The 18,633-nt window shown below is 70.6% G+C and carries 20 protein-coding genes; 11 read left to right on the forward strand and 9 right to left on the reverse strand.

Translation table 11 applies throughout. From position 1 onward, the window contains the following. Positions 1-2: 2 nt before the first annotated feature. Positions 3-1,151 carry an alpha/beta hydrolase family protein gene (locus tag ABFX50_RS31060; RefSeq protein WP_346151281.1) on the reverse strand — a complete coding sequence of 383 codons (1,149 nt, stop codon included), beginning with the start codon at positions 1,149-1,151 and terminating at the stop codon, positions 3-5. Between the two features lie 235 nt (positions 1,152-1,386). Continuing rightward, complete coding sequence (locus ABFX50_RS31065; RefSeq protein ID WP_346151283.1) at positions 1,387-2,205, reverse strand: Rossmann-fold NAD(P)-binding domain-containing protein; 819 nt, start codon at positions 2,203-2,205, stop codon at positions 1,387-1,389. Between the two features lie 448 nt (positions 2,206-2,653). Between ABFX50_RS31065 and ABFX50_RS31070 the strand changes: the two genes are divergently transcribed. Genes ABFX50_RS31070 through ABFX50_RS31080 form a run of 3 tightly spaced genes read left to right on the forward strand, consistent with a single transcriptional unit; the run spans position 2,654 to position 4,529 of the window. Beyond that, entirely contained in the window at positions 2,654-3,247 is a 594-nt protein-coding gene (locus ABFX50_RS31070) for a DUF3618 domain-containing protein (RefSeq protein WP_346151284.1), read from the forward strand. Between the two features lie 6 nt (positions 3,248-3,253). Continuing rightward, positions 3,254-3,550 carry a DUF4235 domain-containing protein gene (locus tag ABFX50_RS31075; RefSeq protein ID WP_346151286.1) on the forward strand — a complete coding sequence of 99 codons (297 nt, stop codon included), beginning with the start codon at positions 3,254-3,256 and terminating at the stop codon, positions 3,548-3,550. Beyond that, positions 3,543-4,529, forward strand: a complete 987-nt coding sequence (locus tag ABFX50_RS31080; protein ID WP_346151288.1) for a YihY/virulence factor BrkB family protein — start codon at positions 3,543-3,545, stop codon at positions 4,527-4,529. The genes ABFX50_RS31075 and ABFX50_RS31080 overlap by 8 nt, the downstream gene beginning before the upstream one ends. 16 nt (positions 4,530-4,545) lie before the next feature. On the opposite strand, the gene ABFX50_RS31085 is transcribed toward ABFX50_RS31080, so the two are convergent. Continuing rightward, positions 4,546-5,292, reverse strand: a complete 747-nt coding sequence (locus ABFX50_RS31085) for a polysaccharide deacetylase family protein (protein ID WP_346151290.1) — start codon at positions 5,290-5,292, stop codon at positions 4,546-4,548. Positions 5,293-5,496: 204 nt separating this feature from the next. Here ABFX50_RS31085 and ABFX50_RS31090 point away from each other — a divergent pair, with 204 nt between their 5' ends. From ABFX50_RS31090 to kstD, 3 genes are all read left to right on the forward strand, one after another. After that, positions 5,497-6,480 carry a BtrH N-terminal domain-containing protein gene (locus ABFX50_RS31090; protein WP_346151292.1) on the forward strand — a complete coding sequence of 328 codons (984 nt, stop codon included), beginning with the start codon at positions 5,497-5,499 and terminating at the stop codon, positions 6,478-6,480. Between the two features lie 66 nt (positions 6,481-6,546). Beyond that, entirely contained in the window at positions 6,547-6,729 is a 183-nt protein-coding gene (locus tag ABFX50_RS31095; RefSeq protein ID WP_346151294.1) for a hypothetical protein, read from the forward strand. A gap of 109 nt (positions 6,730-6,838) precedes the next feature. Beyond that, on the forward strand, positions 6,839-8,620 hold the full coding sequence (gene kstD, locus ABFX50_RS31100; protein ID WP_346151295.1) for a 3-oxosteroid 1-dehydrogenase: 1,782 nt from the start codon (positions 6,839-6,841) through the stop codon (positions 8,618-8,620). A gap of 51 nt (positions 8,621-8,671) precedes the next feature. On the opposite strand, the gene ABFX50_RS31105 is transcribed toward kstD, so the two are convergent. Further along, on the reverse strand, positions 8,672-9,169 hold the full coding sequence (locus tag ABFX50_RS31105; RefSeq protein ID WP_346151297.1) for an anthrone oxygenase family protein: 498 nt from the start codon (positions 9,167-9,169) through the stop codon (positions 8,672-8,674). A 156-nt stretch (positions 9,170-9,325) separates the two neighbouring features. On the opposite strand from ABFX50_RS31105, the gene ABFX50_RS31110 reads away from it, so the two are divergent. Then, positions 9,326-9,661, forward strand: coding sequence for a putative quinol monooxygenase (locus ABFX50_RS31110; protein WP_346151299.1), 336 nt, complete (start codon positions 9,326-9,328; stop codon positions 9,659-9,661). Position 9,662: 1 nt separating this feature from the next. On the opposite strand, the gene ABFX50_RS31115 is transcribed toward ABFX50_RS31110, so the two are convergent. Then, positions 9,663-10,502: a class II glutamine amidotransferase gene (locus ABFX50_RS31115; protein ID WP_346151302.1), complete on the reverse strand. Its 840-nt coding sequence runs from the start codon at positions 10,500-10,502 to the stop codon at positions 9,663-9,665. A gap of 265 nt (positions 10,503-10,767) precedes the next feature. Here ABFX50_RS31115 and ABFX50_RS31120 point away from each other — a divergent pair, with 265 nt between their 5' ends. After that, positions 10,768-11,724, forward strand: a complete 957-nt coding sequence (locus tag ABFX50_RS31120) for an NAD(P)H-binding protein (RefSeq protein WP_346151304.1) — start codon at positions 10,768-10,770, stop codon at positions 11,722-11,724. 56 nt (positions 11,725-11,780) lie between these two features. On the opposite strand, the gene ABFX50_RS31125 is transcribed toward ABFX50_RS31120, so the two are convergent. Beyond that, a complete protein-coding gene (locus ABFX50_RS31125; RefSeq protein WP_346151305.1) occupies positions 11,781-12,365 on the reverse strand; it encodes a hypothetical protein in 585 nt (194 codons plus the stop codon). 107 nt (positions 12,366-12,472) lie between these two features. On the opposite strand from ABFX50_RS31125, the gene ABFX50_RS31130 reads away from it, so the two are divergent. Beyond that, positions 12,473-13,348, forward strand: a complete 876-nt coding sequence (locus ABFX50_RS31130; RefSeq protein WP_346151307.1) for an SDR family oxidoreductase — start codon at positions 12,473-12,475, stop codon at positions 13,346-13,348. A gap of 165 nt (positions 13,349-13,513) precedes the next feature. On the opposite strand, the gene ABFX50_RS31135 is transcribed toward ABFX50_RS31130, so the two are convergent. From ABFX50_RS31135 to ABFX50_RS31145, 3 genes are read right to left on the reverse strand one after another with little or no spacing between them, the layout of a single operon-like run. Then, positions 13,514-15,784, reverse strand: a complete 2,271-nt coding sequence (locus ABFX50_RS31135) for an ATP-binding cassette domain-containing protein (RefSeq protein WP_346151308.1) — start codon at positions 15,782-15,784, stop codon at positions 13,514-13,516. Beyond that, positions 15,781-16,590, reverse strand: a complete 810-nt coding sequence (locus ABFX50_RS31140; protein ID WP_346151310.1) for an ABC transporter permease — start codon at positions 16,588-16,590, stop codon at positions 15,781-15,783. Before ABFX50_RS31140 ends, ABFX50_RS31135 begins: the two co-directional genes overlap by 4 nt. After that, on the reverse strand, positions 16,587-17,390 hold the full coding sequence (locus ABFX50_RS31145; RefSeq protein ID WP_428834713.1) for an ABC transporter ATP-binding protein: 804 nt from the start codon (positions 17,388-17,390) through the stop codon (positions 16,587-16,589). Before ABFX50_RS31145 ends, ABFX50_RS31140 begins: the two co-directional genes overlap by 4 nt. A 73-nt stretch (positions 17,391-17,463) precedes the next feature. On the opposite strand from ABFX50_RS31145, the gene ABFX50_RS31150 reads away from it, so the two are divergent. Both ABFX50_RS31150 and ABFX50_RS31155 read left to right on the forward strand, forming a co-directional pair. After that, positions 17,464-18,237, forward strand: coding sequence for a TetR/AcrR family transcriptional regulator (locus ABFX50_RS31150; RefSeq protein ID WP_346151312.1), 774 nt, complete (start codon positions 17,464-17,466; stop codon positions 18,235-18,237). Between the two features lie 212 nt (positions 18,238-18,449). Beyond that, on the forward strand, positions 18,450-18,633 hold a 184-nt coding region (locus tag ABFX50_RS31155), incomplete at its 3' end, for a hypothetical protein (RefSeq protein WP_346151314.1).

The following is an 18,633-nucleotide window of genomic DNA, read 5'->3' on the forward strand; positions in this document are numbered from 1 at the left end:
CCTCACTTCCAGAACTTGGCCTCGGGGAAGGTCGCGGAGGGCCCGTCCAGCAACTCCTGCTCGCGCCCGCGCAGGTGCCGGTCCATGAAGGCGACCACGTAGGCCCGGGTGACCTCCAGTTCCCTGGCCGACTGCTTGGTCAGCAGCGGGTAGTCCGTGAAGGAGGTATGGTCGCCGCCCTCCACCGTGATCCAGCGCTTCCACTCCGTCATGCGCGCCCAGTCGCGGCCCCAGGTGAAGTCCTTGCCACCAGGCTCGTGCACCTCGCCCGCGCCCATCAGCATGAACGGCCGGGCCAGACCCTTGTCAGGGATGGGCACGAAGAAGGTGCCGTCCATGTTGACTCCGGCCCGCACGCGCGAATCCTTCAGCATCGTCCACGTCGCGCTCGAGCCGCCCACCGAGTGCCCTGCCATGCCGATACGCGAGCGGTCGATGAGCCTGGCGCCCTTCCACACCGGGTGCCGCCCGAGCAGGCGGTCGAGCACGAACGACACGTCCGCCTGCCGTCCCTTGACCGCCTTGGCGCCGAAGGCCCAGGGGTCGGCTTCCTGCTCCTTGCAGGCCGCGCAGCCGGCCAGCCGGTCGCCGGGCAGGCTTGTGCCGTACGACTCGTGCACGTGGTCGATGCCGACGACCACGTACCCCCTGCTGGCCAGCTCCTCGGCGAGGCTGGTCAGCGACGAGCGCGACATCGTGAACCCGGGTGAGAGCACGATCAGCGGCAGCGCGCCCTTGCGCCCGGCAGGACGGGCCCCTGTGGTGGCGTGCGTCTTGGCGCCGCTGATCACCTCGCTCGGCACGCCGGTGAGGTTCTGACCCTTCAGCAGGGCCTCGGCCTCCTCGTCGGTCATGTACCGCGCGGGCCGGCCGCCTGCGCCCTTCTCGGCGGGGTACCACAGCGAGACCATGAGCTCCCTGGCCTTCTCCGAAGGCACCCAGGGATCGGGACGACCGCGGTCGACCAGGTGCAGACTGACCGTCCCCACCGGCTGGGCTCCGGTGGGCGCCGGCAGCGCCAGGCTCTTGTCCTGGGCGGGCTCGGTACGCGTCAGAGTCGCGGCCTGCGCCGGCACGACCGCGAGGAGGGCGAGCAGGCCCGCCGTGACGGCGCCCGCGACACGGGCACCGCGCATGATCTTGGTTTGCATGACGCCCATGCTCTCGATCTCGCCGAGGCGCGCGCTTCGGACGAATGTCCAGCTTCATGTGCGACTTGCGCAGTACGGCGGGTCCGCCTGGGGTCGCAACGACGCGATCACGAAGCCCCGCCGGTATGCCGCGCATCCTGTACGCATCGCCTCGCGGCGTACCTGCTGACCGGCGACCGGCACGCCGCCGAGGACCTCGTGCGGTCGGCGCCGGCCGAGTCGGCAACCTCGCGTTTCAGGCGCGCCAGGCGTCGGCGGCGTCCTTGGCGTACTGGGTGAAGTCGCGCGCCGGTCGGCCCAGTGCCTGCCGTACCCCGTCGGCGAGGCTCTCGTTGCGGCCGTCGAGCACCTCGGCGAACAGCGCGTTGAGGCCGACGATCTCGTCCTCGGGCAGGCCCGCCGCGCGTGCGCCCTCGGCGAACTCCTCGGGGGTGACCGGCACGTAGGCGACCTCGCGGCCGCTGGCGGCGGAGATGTCCGCCGCGGCCTCGGCGAAGGACAGCAGGCGCGGCCCCGTGAGCTCGTACACCTTCCCCGCGTGCCCTTCCTCGGTGAGGGCGGCGGTGGCCACGTCGGCGATGTCCTCGACGTCGACGAAGGGCTCCGTCACCTCCCCCGCGGGCAGCGCGATCGTGCCGCTCAGCACCGGGTCGAGCAGCCAGCCCTCGCTGAAGTTCTGCATGAACCAGCTGCAGCGCACGATCGTGGCCTCGACGCCGGAGTTGAGCACGACCTGCTCGGCCTGCTGGGCCAGCTCCTCGTTGCGGCCCGACAGCAGCACCAGGCGGCGCACTCCGGCCTGGACGGCCAGCGCGGTGAACTGGCGGATGCGGTCCAGAGCGCCGGGGAAGGCCAGGTCGGGGTAGTAGGTGATGTAGACGGCATGGACGTCGCGCACGATCGGCGCCCAGGTGGCGCTGTCCTCCCAGTCGAAATCGGGGCGGGAGCCGGCGCGCACGTCGCGGCCCAACGCCTTCAGGCGGTCCGCCACGCGGCGGCCGGTCTTGCCGGTAGCTCCGAGAACCAGGGTGGTGGTGTTGTCGTTGTTCGTCATGGCTCTAGTCCATCAGCCGGCGGTAAGACTGAACATCGTCGAGACGCGCAGGCGCATAAGCGAGCGTCTCATCCATCCCGGGCGCGGCCCGAGCTCGTCATCCCGTCAGGCGATCGAGTGATCGCGGCCCGCAGAGCCCTTCCGCGGCACTCGCCGAGGGCCACGGCTTTCCGGTCTCCTCCGCTTCCCCCTGACCTGTCCCCGACGAGGGAGCCTGCCCTGATGACACATGGTGAGGGCCATCGAGGGGTAGCGGTGCAGCTAGGGGAGGAACGTCGCAGGCTGCGCGCAGCAGGCGAGGAGACGAACGGCAATGACACGGTGCAACCGCCTGCCGGTGGGCCTGACAGGCCGCGAACGGGTCGCCTACGCGATGCGCCGGCACCTCCCTGGCGGGCGATCGACAGCACCCGACAAGACGTGACCGAGATCAAGAAAGAGTACGACGATGACCATCAGCGGATCCCACAGTACGAACTCGACCCAGGTCGGGTCGCCCCAGGGGGATGACAAGACCGACTCCACCGCGCGGCTGCGTGCCGACATCGCCCAGATGCGCGAGGACCTGGGGGACATCGTGGAGGCGCTGGCCGCCAAGGCCGACGTCAAGGCCCGTGCGAAGGCCGGGGCCAAGGACAAGACCGAGCACGTCAAGGCGAACCTCGCCGCTCATGCGCACCAGGCGGAAGCCCACGTCCGGACCATGGCCACCGAGGTCACCACCAAGGCGCGGGAGATCGCCACGAAGGACAACGCCATGCCGGCGGTGCGTCGCGGCGCCGTCGCCACCGCCGCGGTCGCGACGGCGGGCGGCGGGGCCGTCGCCGTGACGGCGTGGCTGCGCCGCCGCAACGCCGTCAGGCAGACCCCCTGGCAGCGAGCGCTGTGGGCCGCTCGGCGGAGCGGGGTACAGGTGCGCCACGTCGCCACGTCACCGGCGGCCACGCCAGGGGCGCGCGGCGCCGCCGCCGCGGGGATCGGCCTGCTCATGTTCGTGTGGCTGCGCCGCCGCCGGGCCCGCCGGCACGTCGAAATGGGGTGAGGTGCGATGGCCCTGATCTACAAGCCACTGTCACTGCTGATCAGCGTGCTGGGCGGGATGATCGCGGGCGCGCTGTTCAAGCAGGTGTGGAAGGTCGTCGCCGGGCAGGACGACGCGCCTGACGCCGACGACCAGGACTACACCTGGCGGCAGGTGCTCGTGGCCGCCATGGTGCAGGGAGCCATCTTCGGCCTGGTGAAGGCGGCCATTCAACGCGCCGGCGCGCAGGGTGTCCGCAGGACGACCGGGCACTGGCCAGGCGACGACCGACGCAAACCATCGAAGGCTCGCGGTCATGAGTAGACGCGCCGCCGCCGACCGGCCGGGGGAACCGGTCGGCGGTGACACCCCGGACAAGCCGACGGAGCTGCCCAAGAGGTCGTGGTGGGACGTGCTCAAACGCACCGTCAAGGAGTTCCAGGGGGACCACCTCACCGACTGGGCCGCGGCTCTGACCTACTACGCGACCCTGTCGATCTTTCCCGCGCTGCTGGCCGTGGTCTCGGTGCTCGGCCTGTTCGGTCAGTCGACCACCCAGTCGCTCATCGACAATTTGGGCGCCATGGCGCCGGGGCCCGCCAGGCAGACTCTCAACACTGTGCTGCAGGCCCTGCAGGGCAACCAGCGTGCCGCCGGCATCGCTGCGATCCTGGGTATCGCCGTCGCGCTGTGGTCCGCCTCGGGCTATGTCGGTGGGTTCATGCGGGCCGCCAACATCGTGTACGAGATGCCCGAGGGCCGGCCCATCTGGAAGACCCTGCCGCTGCGCCTGGCCATCACCACGGTTCTGGTGATCCTGACGGCCATCGGCTCGGTCGCGGTCGTGTTCACCGGCGGGCTGGCCGATCAGGTGGGAAAGGTCCTCGGCATCGGCGAGACCGCGCTGGTGATCTGGGGCATCGTCAAGTGGCCGATCCTGGTGATCATGGTGGCGCTGGTCCTGGCCCTGCTGTACTGGGCCGCGCCCAACGTCGAGCATCCCGGCTTCCGCTGGCTGACCCCCGGCAGCATGCTCGCCGTCGTGGTGTGGATCATCGCGTCCGCCGCGTTCGGCTTCTACGTGACCAACTTCGGCTCCTACAGCAAGACCTACGCCGCCCTGGCCGGTGTCATCGTCTTCCTGATCTGGCTGTGGATCTCCAACATCGCCGTGCTGCTCGGGGTGGAGCTCGACGCCGAACTCGCCCGCGAACGCGCCATCAGGGACGGACACCCCGCAGGACAGGAGCCCTATGTCGAGCCCCGCGACACCCGCAAGTTCAGCGAGGGCGAGCCCGCTTGAAGGCCCTTCCGGCCGCTCATCCGCGCTGCAGGGCGAGCAGCTCGGAGACCGTGACGAACCGGTAGCCCTGCTCGCGGAGGCCGGTGATCACGCCTTCGACGGCCTGGCGGGTGCTCGCCCCGCCGGCGTACCACGGGTGCAGCAAGATGATCGACCCCGGCCTGGTCTGCTCCCGCACGGCGGCGACGATCTCGGTGGCCCCCGGGGTCCTGCCGGAGTCGGGCTCCACGTCCCACATGACCGTGTGCCGCTGGTGCTCGGCCAGGTACAGCGGCAGCATCAGCAACTTCTTGCCCGTCGGCGGACGGAACGGGATCTCGCCGCGCTGACCCGCCACGCGGATGGCCGCGTCGGTCCTTTCGACCTCCTTCGCCACGGTGGAGGGGGAGACGAAGACCATGCGCTGGTGGCTGTAGGTGTGGTTGGCGAGCTGGTGCCCCGCGGCCACGAGGGCCTTCGCGTCCTGCGGCCTGGCCTCCACCTGGGAGCCGATGACGAAGAACGTCGCGCGGACCCGCTGCTCGGCGAGGACGTCGATGATCTGGCCGGTGTGCTCGTCGGGGCCGTCGTCGAAGGTCAGGGCGACGACCTTCTCGGTGGTCGCCACCCGGTGGGTCAGCTGCCCCGCCAGCTGGAAGGTCCGCGCGTTCATCAGCTGGTAGAGGCCCGCCGCCACCAGGAGGAGGACCGCGAGCAGGGCCGCGAGCAGCACGAGCCGTCTTCTCCACCCGGACTCGCGCCCGCCCGTTGAGCCTGCGTTCATGGATGATCATCGAACCACAACGCGCGGGACCGCGTGGCGCCTTCCCACTGCGACGCCCTGTCCCTCATGCTCCGCGACACCACGGCGGCTGGACTCTCCCCCTGAGGGAGACTTCATGCTGGTCCACTGGAGCCGCTGAAGATCCGGCGTGCCGGACAGCGGCTCCGCACCCGTTCATCGCCCAGTCATCGAGGAGAGCGACGCATGACGATCGTGGAGGACATCGAGGCCCGGGGCATGCAGCACTGCGAGACGACGGCGCTCGGGGTGCTGCTGCGGCACGAGGGGCTTGATCTGTCCGAGCCCATGCTGTTCGGGCTCGGCTCGGGCCTGTCCTTCATCTACTGGGACAGCAAGGCCATGGCTTTCCCCTTCCTCGGAGGCCGTGTCAAGCCGTTCGAGCTCACCCGGAATCTGGCTGCCAGGCTGGGGCTGACCCTGCGGGTCGAGGAGACCACCTCACCGCGCAAGGCGTGGGAGAACGTGGCCGGCCAACTCGACGTCGGCCGGCCGGTCGGCCTCCAGCTCGACTGCTACCACCTGGACTACTTCCGGTCCAAGGTGCGCTTCGGCGGCCATGTCGTCGCGATGTACGGCTACGACGAACACCATGCCTACCTGGTGGACACCGAGCAGCAGGGCGGAGCGGTGCGCACCAGCCGGACCAGCCTGGCGATGGCGAGGGCCGAACGTGGCCCGATGACCGCCAGGAACCGGTCCTTCGCCATCTCGCTGCCGGCGCACCCGCCCCGCTGGCAGGACCAGCTCATCCCCGCGATCAAGGCCTGCGCTGACGCCTTCCTGGCCGCCCCCATCGCGAACGTGGGCCATCGCGGCATCGAGAAGGCCGCCGGCCAGGTGCCCAGGTGGCTGCTGCGCGTGGAGCGGCCAGAGCGGGACCTGCCGCAGGCGGCCCTCCTCATGGAGAAGGCGGGCACCGGCGGCGCCCTGTTCCGCGCCCTCTACCGTGACTTCCTCGAAGAGTGCGCCGGGCTGATCGACGACGACGGCCTGCGCACCGGCCACCGGCTGTACGGCGAGGCCGCCACCATGTGGACGGAGGTGGCCGGCTTGATCGCCGAAGCCGGGCAGAGCGGCGACGACGCACACCTCCAGCAGGCCGGCGTCATCCTCCACGACCTTTCGCGCATCGAGCGGGAGGCCATGCAGGCGCTACGTCAGCTGTAGCTCTGGAGAGCGGCCGTCCGCCGCGTCCTCGACCCCGGTAGCGTAGGGATCAGGTGGGTCGCGCTGATGTCCGGAGCCTCTCCTGCGCCACAGCAGATCGTCATCGACAGGGACAGCGGCGATCTGCTCGCCGTACATGACGCGCTGATCCCGGCGGACGGTCAGGCGAGCGAGTCCGGCGACGGCGAAGTGTTCGACTCGTACGTGGTCAAGCGGCTGGGCTGGACCGACGAGGCGCCCCAGGAGTGAGCGGGACGTGGCCCGCGCCGTTGACAGGTCTACCAACCAAGCGCATGCTTCGTCAACGCCAGGCGCGAAGCGCCGGCCACAGATCAGCCTCACGTCGAAGGGATGCGCCATGCCCACGGACCAGAACCCCCAGCCGACGCCCCTCCCAGGGCACACCAGGCGGCAGGTGTTACGCGGGGCGGCGGGAGCCGTCCTCACCACCGGCGTCCTGGGCGGCCTCGGCGGCACCGCCTACGCGGCCGTCGAGGACTACGACGTCGTCGTGGTGGGCTCAGGCGCGGCAGGTATGACGGCGGCGCTGCGGGCGGCCAGGCGCGGGCTGCGGACCGTGGTGATCGAGAAGGCGCCCACGTTCGGGGGTTCGGCGGCCCGCTCGGGAGCCGGCATCTGGATCCCGAACAACGAGGTCATCCTGGCCGCGGGCGTCCCCGACACGCCCGCGAAGGCGGCCGCCTACCTCGCGGCGGTCGTGGGCGGCGGGGTGCCCGCCGACCGGCAGTCCGCCTTCCTCACCCACGGCCCGGCGATGATCTCGTTCGTGATGCGGAACAGCCCCCTGCGCTTCCGTTGGATGGAGGGCTACTCCGACTACTATCCGGAGCTGCAGGGCGGGATGCCGAACGGCCGCTCCATCGAGCCCGACCAGCTCGACGGCAGGGCCCTCGGCGCCGAGCTCGCCCATCTGAACCCCGCCTACATCCCCACGCCCGCGGGGCTCGTCGTGTTCAGCGCCGACTACAAGTGGCTCAACCTCGCCGCCGTCAACCTCAAGGGGGCGGCCGTCTCCGCCGAGTGCGTGGCCAGGTACACCGCCGCCGCGCTGCGCGGGGAGATCCCCCTGACGATGGGCCAGGCGCTGGCAGGCGGGCTGCGCGCGGGTCTGCTGGCCGCCGGGGTGCCGGTGCGGCTGAACACGCCGCTGGTGGACCTGCGGTTCGACGGGGACGGCAGGGCCACGGGCGTGGTCGTGTCGCACAACGGCGGGCAGGTGCTGGTCAGGGCCGCGCGCGGCGTCATCGTCGGCTCCGGCGGCTTCGAGCACGACCTGGCCATGCGCACGGAGTTCCAGCGACAGCCCATCGGGACGGACTGGACGGTCGGCGCCCAGGAGAACACCGGTGACGGCATCAGGGCGGGCCGCCGCGCCGGGGCCGCGCTCGACCTGATGGACGACGCCTGGTGGGGCCCGGCGATCCCGCTGCCGGACGAGCCGTACTTCTGCCTGGCCGAGCGCACGCTGCCGGGCGGCATCCTGGTCAACGGGGACGGCGTGCGGTTCGTCAACGAGGGCGCGCCGTACAGCGACGTCGTGCACGTCATGTACGACCGCAACGCCAGCGGGCCGCACATTCCCTGCTGGCTGATCGTGGACCAGAACTACCGCAACAGGTACCTGTTCAAGGACCTCGCGCCGACGCTGCCGTTCCCCGACTCCTGGTACGCCGCGGGCGCCGTCCACAAGGCCTGGACGATCGGTGACCTGGCGGCGAAGATCGGCGTCCCCTCCGCGGCCCTGCGGCAGACGGTCACCAGGTTCAACGGCTTCGCGCGGACGGGAAAGGACCTGGACTTCCATCGCGGCGACAGCGTCTACGACCACTACTACACCGACCCCGCCGTCCGCCCGAACTCCTGCCTGGCGCCGCTGTGGCTGCCGCCGTACTACGCCCTCAAGATCGTCCCAGGGGATCTCGGCACCAAGGGCGGGATGCGCACGGACGCGCGGGCGCGCGTGCTGCGCGCGGACGGATCCGTCATCCCCGGCCTGTACGCCGCGGGCAACGCGAGCGGGGCGGTGATGGGCCACAGCTACGCGGGAGCGGGCTCGACGCTCGGTCCCGCGATGACCTTCGGCTACATCGCCGCCGACGACCTCGCCGGCGCGCCGTGACACCAGGGTGGACGGTCGAGGACGCCGTGGCCGTCCACCCGAGGGCGGCCGTCAGGCCGACGACTGGCCGTGCAGCACGAGCGCCCAGACCAGCAGCGCGAAGGCGGGGACGCTGGTGAACACGCGGACCAGGTTGAACCTGGCCCACCTGGCCTCGTCGAACTGCCGGCGGACCGCGGCCACGTCCATCCGGTCAGGGTCTCCCGCCGCCTTGATCGCGTCGTTGCGCGGCACGTTGACCGCGATCGTGATGACGACGGTGACGGCGTACAGCACGAGTGCGATGACGATCCAGGCGAAGGCGGGCCTGCCGAGCTGTGTCACGGCGGCGGCGATGGTGAACAGCAGCGCGCCGAGGAAGCCGCCGCCGATGAACCACGGATTGATGATCGCCCGGTCGAGCGCCTGGAACGCCCCGACGAAGGTGCGGTCGTCGGTCCGCCTGAGGCCCGGCATGACGGTGTGCGCGTAGAGGGCGAAGACGCTGGAGACCATTCCCATGGACAGCGTCGCGGCGATCAGCGCCAGCGTCGAGAGTACGTCCATCATGCGCTCCCAACGTGAGGGGTGGGCGGTTCGCCCGGGATGACTGTAGCGGACGACCCGCTCGCCGAGCGAGCCGTCGACGATCATGATGGGGCGGGCGTTAGCCTCGTCTCGCCTGGTGTCGTGGGCCGGGTTCCGAGCTTGAAGGAGCGAGCAACAATGATCTTCATCACCGCGAAGTTCCGTGTCCGGCCCGAGCACGCCGACAGGTGGCCCGAGATCACGGACGAGTTCACCAGGGCCACCCGCGGCGAGCCCGGCTGCCTGTGGTTCGACTGGTCGCGCAGCGTCGACAGGCCCGACGAGTACGTCCTGGTCGAGGCGTTCCGCGACGGCGAGGCAGGCGCCGCCCACGTCCGGTCCGAGCACTTCAGGAAGGCGCAGCAGGCGCTTCCCGGGTATCTGGCGGAGACGCCGCGGATCGTGAACGCGGAGGTGGCGCAGCAGGACTGGTCGCTCCTCGGCGAGCTGGCCGTCCCCGAGGACCGCGCGTAGGTCAGTGAGCCGTCATCGCCACATCGAACCCGGCCAGCAGCTCGCCGTCGGGCGGGATGACGCCGTAGCTGCTCTCGGGGAGCTCGTTCCAGGCTCCAGGCAGATCGCCGAGCGGCTCGGACACCACCAGGCGGGTGTCGGCGGACAGCCCGCGCAGCCACGCGACATCGGGGTGCAGCGCGCGCAAAGACTCGACGCTGGAGCTGTAGAACAGCGTGCGCGACTCGCGCCGGCTGGAGTAGCGGAAGACCCAGACCCGCTCGCCGTTCGACGTCGCGACCGTCATCTGCAGCGGGAACTCGATGCCGTGGTCGTGGCCGAGCCGTTCGACCAGACCGGCCATGCGGGCCACGGCCCCCGGCGGATCCTCGTCCAGGCCGAACGTCAGCGCCAGGTAGAACATCACCTCCGAGTCCGTCGTGCCCTCGATGCGGGAGAACAGCGCGGGATCGACGGCCATGCACAGCTCCCGCCGGAGCCGGTCGAAGCCCGCGACCACGCCGTTGTGCATCCACATCCAGCGTCCGTGACGGAACGGGTGGCAGTTGGTCTGCTGCACCGCCGTGCCGGTCGACGAGCGGATGTGGGCGAAGAACAGCGGAGAGCGCACATGGTCGGCGATCTCCCGCAGATTGCGGTTGTTCCAGGCGGGACCGGTGTCCCTGAAGATCGCGGGGGTGGCGATGTCGTCGGTGTACCAGCCGATGCCGAACCCGTCGCCGTTCGTCGTCTCCACCCCCATCCGGGAGCGCAGGCTCTGGTCGATCAGCGACGGCACCGGCCGGTACATCACGTCGCACAGCAGCACGGGCGTTCCCGAGTAAACAAGCCATCGGCACATGAGCCACGCCTTTCCTCACCGGGTCGTACAACCTCAGCCGTACCCCCTCAGCCGGGTGGTATGGCGCGGCGGGTTCGGCGCGCGAACCTCCTGCTGAGCGCGGAGCGCGGCGTCGAGGGCGGCGTTCGACCCGCTCGGCGCCGGCTTCCGTGGCGGGCACGCGGCGTTCTGTGCGGGTGGTAGGGTCGGCGATCTCGGATCCGCAACCTCCCCCTGCCACCGGGGGCGGCGCAAGATCTCCACTCTCGTGTTGGAGGCTCTTGCCATGGGCGGAATCAAACGGTTCACGAATGCCTCGCAGGTCGGTCTGCGCCTGCTGACCGCCGTCAGCGCCAGAAAAGACGCGGGCAGCAGCCCCACGGGGATCGTCGGGCGGAGCCTGGCGCGGCAACTGCTGGACGCGGGGGATCGGGTGCGCGTTCTGGCCGAGCCCGCCCAGATGGACGGCTGGCCTGACGAGGTCGAGGTCGTCGAGGGGTCCATCACCCGGCCGCTGGAGTACGCCGAGGTCTTCGCCGGCGTCGACGGCGTCTTCCTCGCCGGAGCCGTGCCCACGACGGTGCGGGACGCCCTGGAGCTCGCCAGGGTCGCAGGTGTGCGGCGGATCGTCGTGCTGTCCTCCCACGGGCCGGAGTACGAGGAGGCCTATCCGCCGGAGACGTGGTTCTGGCTGGCCATCGAGCGGGCCGTCGAACGCTCCGGGATGGAGTGGACGCACATCCGCCCTTCAGCGGTGATGGGGGCGATGATCGAGGGCACCTATCCCGCCACGGGGTCGGACTGGCCGCAGACGATCATCGGCGAGCGCGTCGTGCGAGAGGCCTTCCTGGACGGCGGCCACTATCCCTTCATCCACGAGGACGACCTCGCCGCCGTGGCGGTGGCGGCGCTGCGTGCCGACGACTGTGCCGGGGCCGTCCTCGAGGCGGTCGGACCGCCGATCAGCACCAGATCGCGCGTGGCGAGCATCGCCAGAGCCGTCGGCGGCGACATCGCGGCCGTCGAGGTGAGTCCCGACGACAGCCGCGCGAACTGGCGGCGTCACGGCTGGCCCGACAGCGGCATCGACGTGACGCTGTACGCCCTGGAGGAGTACGGCGCGCGGCTCGCCGAACTCACCCGGTGGACGCTCGACCAGCGGCCCGCCGTGCGGGAGATCATCGGCCGCCCGCTGCGCGGCTTCGACGACTGGGCGGACGAGAACGCCCACCTGTTCCGCTGAACGTCCGCCCTGTCGCGAGAGCTACGACCCCGGGTCCCGCCGGGAGACCGCCTCATTCACAGCCGGATCCCCTTGACGATCTTGTCGAGCTCGGGGACGAGCGGTTCGCTGGCCATCACGGTGACGATCACACCCTCGCGCTCGACCCAGCCGACGTAGCGCCCGTGCCCGAGAGCTCCGTCGCCCTCCTTGGTGAGCACCGTGCGCCCGCCGATCCTGGCGGTTTTGTCGTGGCCCGAGAAGGTGCCGAGGTCGAGCGGCGCCTTCTTCAGGTGGGACAGCTTGCCTGCCGCCGGCCAGCACACCACGCGCACCCACAGCGACCGGTGCTTCCTGTCGATCTCGCCGCGGTCGTCGTACCACTGGTAGCCGTACTCGACGGCCCCGCGCAGCTTGTTCACCACGACCTGACCCGCGAGGAAGCCCTTCGGCAGGTGGCCGACGCGCACGCCCTTCAGGGCGGTGGCGCCCTTGGCCGGCCGGTCCTCCTTCCCGTCAGCGGATCGGCGGGTCTCCGCCTTGGTGGGGGTGGGACAGCCGGCCGTACCGGTGGGCGCGGCGTGCGCCGGCGAGGCGACGAGGACGGTGCCCGAGACAAGGGACAACGCGGTCAGCGCGAGCGTCTTGCGTAGCTTTTTCATGATTCATTGGATGCCACCGGGCAGACGAAAGTTCGCGGAATACCCGAGGCGTCCTTGTGTCATGAGGGGCTTGACTTAAACCTTGGTTCACGTTCGAGCATGGTCGCATGAAGACCTCAGAGAAGATCTTGGTGACCGGTGCGACGGGGAACATCGGCAGGCACCTGGTGTCCCTGCTCGCCGAGGCGGGCGTGGCGGTGCGGGCGTTGACCCGCGATCCGGGGCGGGCCGGCCTGCCCGGCGGCGTCGAGGTGGTGCGCGGGGACCTGACCGAGCCGGAGACTCTGGAGGCGGCCCTGGAGGGCGTGGACGCGGTGTTCCTGCTGTGGCCGTTCTTCTCGGCCGCAGGGGCGGAGCCCGTCGTCGAGGCGATCGCCCGGCACGCGCACCGGGTCGTCTACGTCTCCGCCTTCTCCGTGCAGGACGGGCGCGACACGGCGCAGAACGGGGTGTGGGGCGAGATCGAGGAGCTGGTGCGGCGGTCCGGCGTGGAGTGGACGTTCCTGCGGGCGGGCGGGTTCGCCACCAACACCCTCGGCTGGGCCGACGACATCAGGACCGGTGGAGTGGTTCGCGCACCGTACGCCGGCGCGGCGCGCTCGCTCATCCACGAGGCCGACATCGCCGCCGTGGCGTTCAGGGCGCTGACGGAGGACGGCCACAGTGGCAGGAGCCACGTGCTAACGGGGCCGGAGGTCATCACCCAGGCCGACCAGGTCCGCATCATCGGCGAGGTCATCGGCCGCCCTCTGCGCTTCGAGGAGCAGCCGCGGGAGGAGGCCCGCGAGCAGATGATCGCTTCCTGGGGCGACCCCGCGGTGGTGGACGACGCGCTCGACTACTGGGCCGGCATCGTGACCGAGCCGGAGCCGGTCACCACGACCGTCGAGGAGGTGACCGGCCGTCCCGCCCGCACGTTCCGCGAGTGGGCGCACGACCACGCGGTCGGCTTCCGTCCGGCGCGGGACGTCGCCGACGCCTGACGCAGAAGGCCCCGCTCCCGGCGATCCGGCCGGCCGCGCGCCCGGCTGTGGCCGTCGGGTCGCGGATCGGCGGGCGGGCGGCGGGGGCGCAGGGTGCCGCGCGCCACCGCGTCCGCAGGACGACGACGCTCAGGCATGCGTGCCCAGACGTGCTCGGGCGGCCGGCTACCGCCGGGAGCGGGCGGCGAGGTGGCGTCGGAGGTGACGGGCGGTGTGGGTGGCGGAGGTGGCGATCATCTGGTGCGGGGTGCCCTCGAAGACGATGTCACCGCCGTCGCGTCCCGCGTCGGGTCCGAGGTCGATGGCCCAGTCGGCGGCGAGGATGACGTCAAGGTTGTGCTCGATGACGATGACGGTCGAGCCGGAGTCCACGAGCCGGTCGATCAGGCCGATGAGCCGATCGATGTCGGCGATGTGCAGACCGGTGGTGGGCTCGTCGAGCACGATCGTCCGGCCGGGGGTGGCCAGCTCTGCGGCCAGCTTGAGCCGCTGGCGCTCGCCTCCGGACAGGGAGTCGAGCGACTGGCCCAGGGTGAGGTAGCCGAGGCCGACGTCGGCGAGACGATCGAGGATGGACAGGACCGGCTTCTGGGAGAAGAAGCGCCGGGCCTCGTCGACGCTCATCTCGAAGACGTCGGCGATGGTGCGCCCGTCGACCTCGTGGCGCTGCGCCTCGGGGGTGAAGCGCCTGCCCTTGCACGACTCGCAGCGGGTGGTGACGCCCTCCATGAACGCCAGGTCGGTGTAGATGAGGCCGGTGCCTTCGCAGGCGGGACAGCCACCGGAGGAGTTCGGTGTGAACAGCCCGGCCGGCTGCCGGGTCGCTCGGGTGAAGATCTGCCTGATGAGGTCGAGCAGGCCGGTGAAGGTGGCGGGGTTGGACCGCCTGGAGCCGCGGATGGGCCGCTGGTCGATCACGACGGCGTCGGGTTCGACGGCCGGCAGGTGACCGAGGACGAGGCTGCTCTTGCCGGATCCGGCGACGCCGGTGACCACGGTCATGACGTCGCGCGGGATGCGTACCGTGACGTCGCGGAGGTTGTGGGTGCCGGCACGCTCGATCAGCATCCACGCGCTCGCGGGCCGCGGATCCGCGCGCTCGGTCCGCTCCGCCCGCAGCCCCGCGCCGGTCGGGGTGTCGGCCCGCTGGAGTTCGGCGTAGGTGCCCTGGAAGACGACGTGACCGCCGGCCGCTCCTGCCCCAGGCCCCATGTCGATGCAGTGGTCGGCGATGGCCATGATCTCCGGGTCGTGCTCGACCACGATCACCGTGTTGCCGCGGTCGCGGAGGGCGAGCAGCATCTGCCCGAGCGTGTGGACGTCGCGGGGGTGCAGGCCGACGGTGGGTTCGTCGAAGACGTAGAGCATGTCGGTGAGGGCGCTGCCGAGGTGGCGCACCATCTTGATGCGCTGGGACTCGCCGCCCGACAGGGTGGAGGTCGCGCGGTCGAGGCTCAGGTAGCCCAGGCCGAGGGTGACCAGGCGCTGCAGGTGCTCGCGCAGCCTGCTGAGCAGAGGTGCGACCTCGGGATGGTCGAGGGTGTCGATGACGGCGAGGAGTTCGTCCACCTGCATCGCGTTGCAGTCGGCGATGGAGCGCCCTGCGATGAGGCTGTTGCGCGCGGGCTCGGCCAGTCGTGAGCCGCCGCACTGGGGGCAGCGGCGCCGGGTGACGATCCGCTCGAACGCCTCACGCTGCCTGCCCTTGAACGCCTCCGGTTCCCGCTGGAGGTAGATGCGGGTGAAGCGGGGGAGCAGGCCCTCGTACGCGGTGCCGACCGCGTCCATGCCGGCGGGTGGGCTGAGGGTGTCGGCGGGTGTGTGCAGGAGGATGTCACGCTCCTCGGGGGTGTAGTCGCGGATCTTCTTGTCGACGTCGAAGAACCCCGAGCGCGCGTATGCCTTCCACATCCACTGTCCAGGTGCGAAGGGCGGGAAGGTGATCGCGCCCTCGGCCAGCGACCTGTTCTCGTCGAGGAGTTCGCCCACGTCGACAGCGGCGGAGACCCCCAGGCCCTGGCAGTTGGGGCACATTCCTGCGGGGTCGTTGAAGCTGTAGGCGTTGGAGTAGCCGGCGGACGGCGTGCCGATGCGCGAGAACAGCAGCCGCAGGCGCGCCCCGATGTCCGTCGCGGTGCCCACGGTGGAGCGCGGGCCGCCCGACAGGCGCTTCTGGTCCACGATGATCACCGCGGACAGGTTCTCCAGGTGGTCGACGTCGGGCTGCCCGTAGCTGGGCAGGCGCCCCTGCGCGAAGGCCGAGAACGTCTCGTTGAGCTGCCGCCCCGACTCCGCCGCGAGCGTGTCGAAGACCAGGGAGGACTTGCCCGAGCCCGACACGCCGGTGACGACGCTCAGACAGCGCTTGGGGATGTCGAGATCGACGTTCTTGAGGGAGTTCTCTCGTGCGCCGCGGATCCTGATCACATCGGTCATCGGTTGAGTCCTTGGAAGGTACGGATCGCGAGGGGTGCGAAGATCAGAGTGAGCAGGAGCGGCGCGATCACGGCGGTGGCGAGCGCGTGCTGCGCGGCCCAGGTCTGTCCCCCGGCGTAGGCGCCGGTGAACAGTTCGCGGACGGCGGTGGCCGTCGCCGAGAGCGGGTTCCACTCGGCGGCCACGCCGAGCCAGCGGGGCATGGTGGCCGGGTCGACGAACACGGTCGACAGGAACCCGATCGGCCAGACCAGGAGCTGCGCGGCGCTCACGGCCTCGGGTGAGCCCGCCTTCAGGCCTGCCCAGACACCGACCCAGAGAAGGCCGAAGCGCAGCCACAGCAACAGCCCGTAGGCCAGCAGCGCTGCGAGCAGCCCGTTCTCCCACCGCCAGCCCAGGGCGAGACCGGCCACGGTGATGATGGCGATCTCCAGGGCCGAGGTCAGCATGTCGGCCATGACGCGGCCGAGGAGCACCGCACCGGGGGCGATCGGCAGCGAGCGGAACCGGTCGGTGACGGTCTTCGCCGCGTCGGTGGTGACCGCGATCATGGTCGTCTCCACGCCGAACAGCATCGTGAACGCCAGGACGCCCGGGATGACGAACAGGATGTAGTCTCCCGCGCTTCCCGCGATCGCGCCTCCGAGCAGGCCGCCCATCATGAGGATGACGAGGACGGGGAACAGGAGCTGGATCGCGAAGACTCCGGGCCTGGCCCGCCAGTGCCGCATGGTGCGTCCGGTGATGATCGCCGCGTCTCTCCAGAGGCGCGTGCGTACCGGGTCGGACAGGGTCGAGGTGGTCATGAGGCGGGCGCTCCTTCGGGCTCTGTCGCGTGCAGGTGGAGGTAGACGTCTTCGAGGGTGGGCCGGCGCAGCACCAGGCGAGGCTCCCCCACGAGTTTCTTGAGGTCGTCCGGCGTCCCCTGGGCGATGACGGCGCCCTCGCGCAGGATCACCACGTCGTCCGCGAGCGCGTCCGCCTCCTCCAGGTACTGGGTGGTCAGCAGGACAGTGGTCCCGGCGGCGGCCAGGGCGCGCACCGAGGCCCACAGACCGTGCCGCGCCTCGGGATCGAGTCCCGTGGTGGGCTCGTCGATGAACAGCACGCCTGGTGTGGTGATCAGGGAGGTCGCCAGATCGAGACGACGGCGCATCCCACCGGAGAACGCGCTCACCGGCCGCCTGCCCACGTCGGCCAGCCCTGCCGTTTCGAGCAGCTCGCCGGCCCTGTCACGAGCGCTGCGCCGGGTCAGGCCCGACAACCTGCCGAACAGCTCGAGGTTCTCGCGCGCGCTCAGCAGCTCGTCCAGCGCGGCGTACTGCCCGACCAGCCCGACAGAGGCCCGCACCTGCGTCGCCTCTCGTACGACGTCATGGCCCGCGACGCGGGCCGTGCCCGCGTCGGGGAGGGTCAGCGTCGTCAAGATCCGGACCATCGTGGTCTTGCCGGCGCCGTTGCCGCCGAGTAACGCGCACACCCGCCCCGCCTCGACCGTGAGGTTCACGCCGTCGAGCGTCGGGCGCGCGTTGCCGGGGAAGTGCTTGCGGATTCCCCGAGCGACGATCGGGGCCGTCGTGGGGCTTGCCACCGATTGCGAGGTCATGCAGCCTGCCTCCTGCGTAGTCATGCTTCTTACGCAGTACAATACATTGTAAGAAACCAGAGAGGAGCCCTCGGTGGCCAAGAGAGCGGAGCGTCCGGGCGATCCGGCCAAGTTGATCGGGCTGCTGTGGCGGCCCACGGAGGCCGTGAGCCGGTCAGGGCTGACGCCGAAGGTCATCACCCGGGCGGCGATCGCCCTGGCCGACCAGGAGGGGCTCGACGCGCTCACCATCCGCCGCGTGGCAGGCGACCTCGGCGTCAGCACGATGGCGCTCTACCCCTACATCGCCGGACGGTCCGAGCTCCTCGAGCTCATGCTCGACGCCGTGGCCGCGGAGGTCTACGCCCACACCACCCCACCGGCGCAGGCAGGGCGGTGGCGGGCCAGGATCGAGCACATCGCCCAGGCCAACTGGGACCACCACATGGCCCACCCGTGGACCGTCGACATCGCGGCGGGCCGCCCGGTCCCCGGACCCGGCGTCTCGGGCAAGTACGAGATCGAGCTCTCCGCTCTCGACGGGCTGGGCCTGAGCGACATCGAGATGGACCAGACCCTGACGGCGATCCTCGGCCTGGTCTCCAACGCGGCGCGCGAGACGATCTCGTTGCGGCGCATCAGGCAGGAGAGCTCCCTGACCGACACCCAGTGGTGGGAGAGCGTCGGGCCGAGCCTGGGCAAGGCGATGGCGGGCGCCTCCTATCCCGTCGCCAGGCGAGTGGCGGCGAGCCTCGGCGAGGCCACCGGCCTGGCGACCGACCCGGAGGGGGCGTTCCGATTCGGGCTCGGCATGCTCATGGACGGACTCGGCACGCTCATCGGCGCCCGCGGCCGGCACCCGCTCTGATCGGGCTTCGACCGTGCCGGAGCTGAAGCCGTCGCTGCTCAGGGCAGCTGGCTACCGGTCGAGGCAGGAGGAGGTCCGGCCGGCCGCCGCGCGCTGTTCTCGACGGCTGCTATGGTGAAAAACGCTCGTTCGGAAGCTAGGAGACCAGACGTGGCAGGTGACGACGACATCTCCGGGTGATACCGGAGGTTGACCGGCCCCGGCAGGCGCACATGACCGCCGCCGATGTGGCCCCCGTCGTCGTACCCGAATCCCTGTCCCGTTTGCCGGGCGGCTTCGGCGCGCCCGGATCACGTACGTACGAGGTCTTCCGCATGTCCGATGCGTTCATCATCTGCTCCAACCTGTCCTTCTCCTGGCCTGACGACACCCCGGTCTTCAGTGACCTGTCCTTCA

This window comes from Nonomuraea recticatena, from assembly GCF_039533245.1.
GTDB lineage: Bacteria > Actinomycetota > Actinomycetes > Streptosporangiales > Streptosporangiaceae > Nonomuraea > Nonomuraea roseola.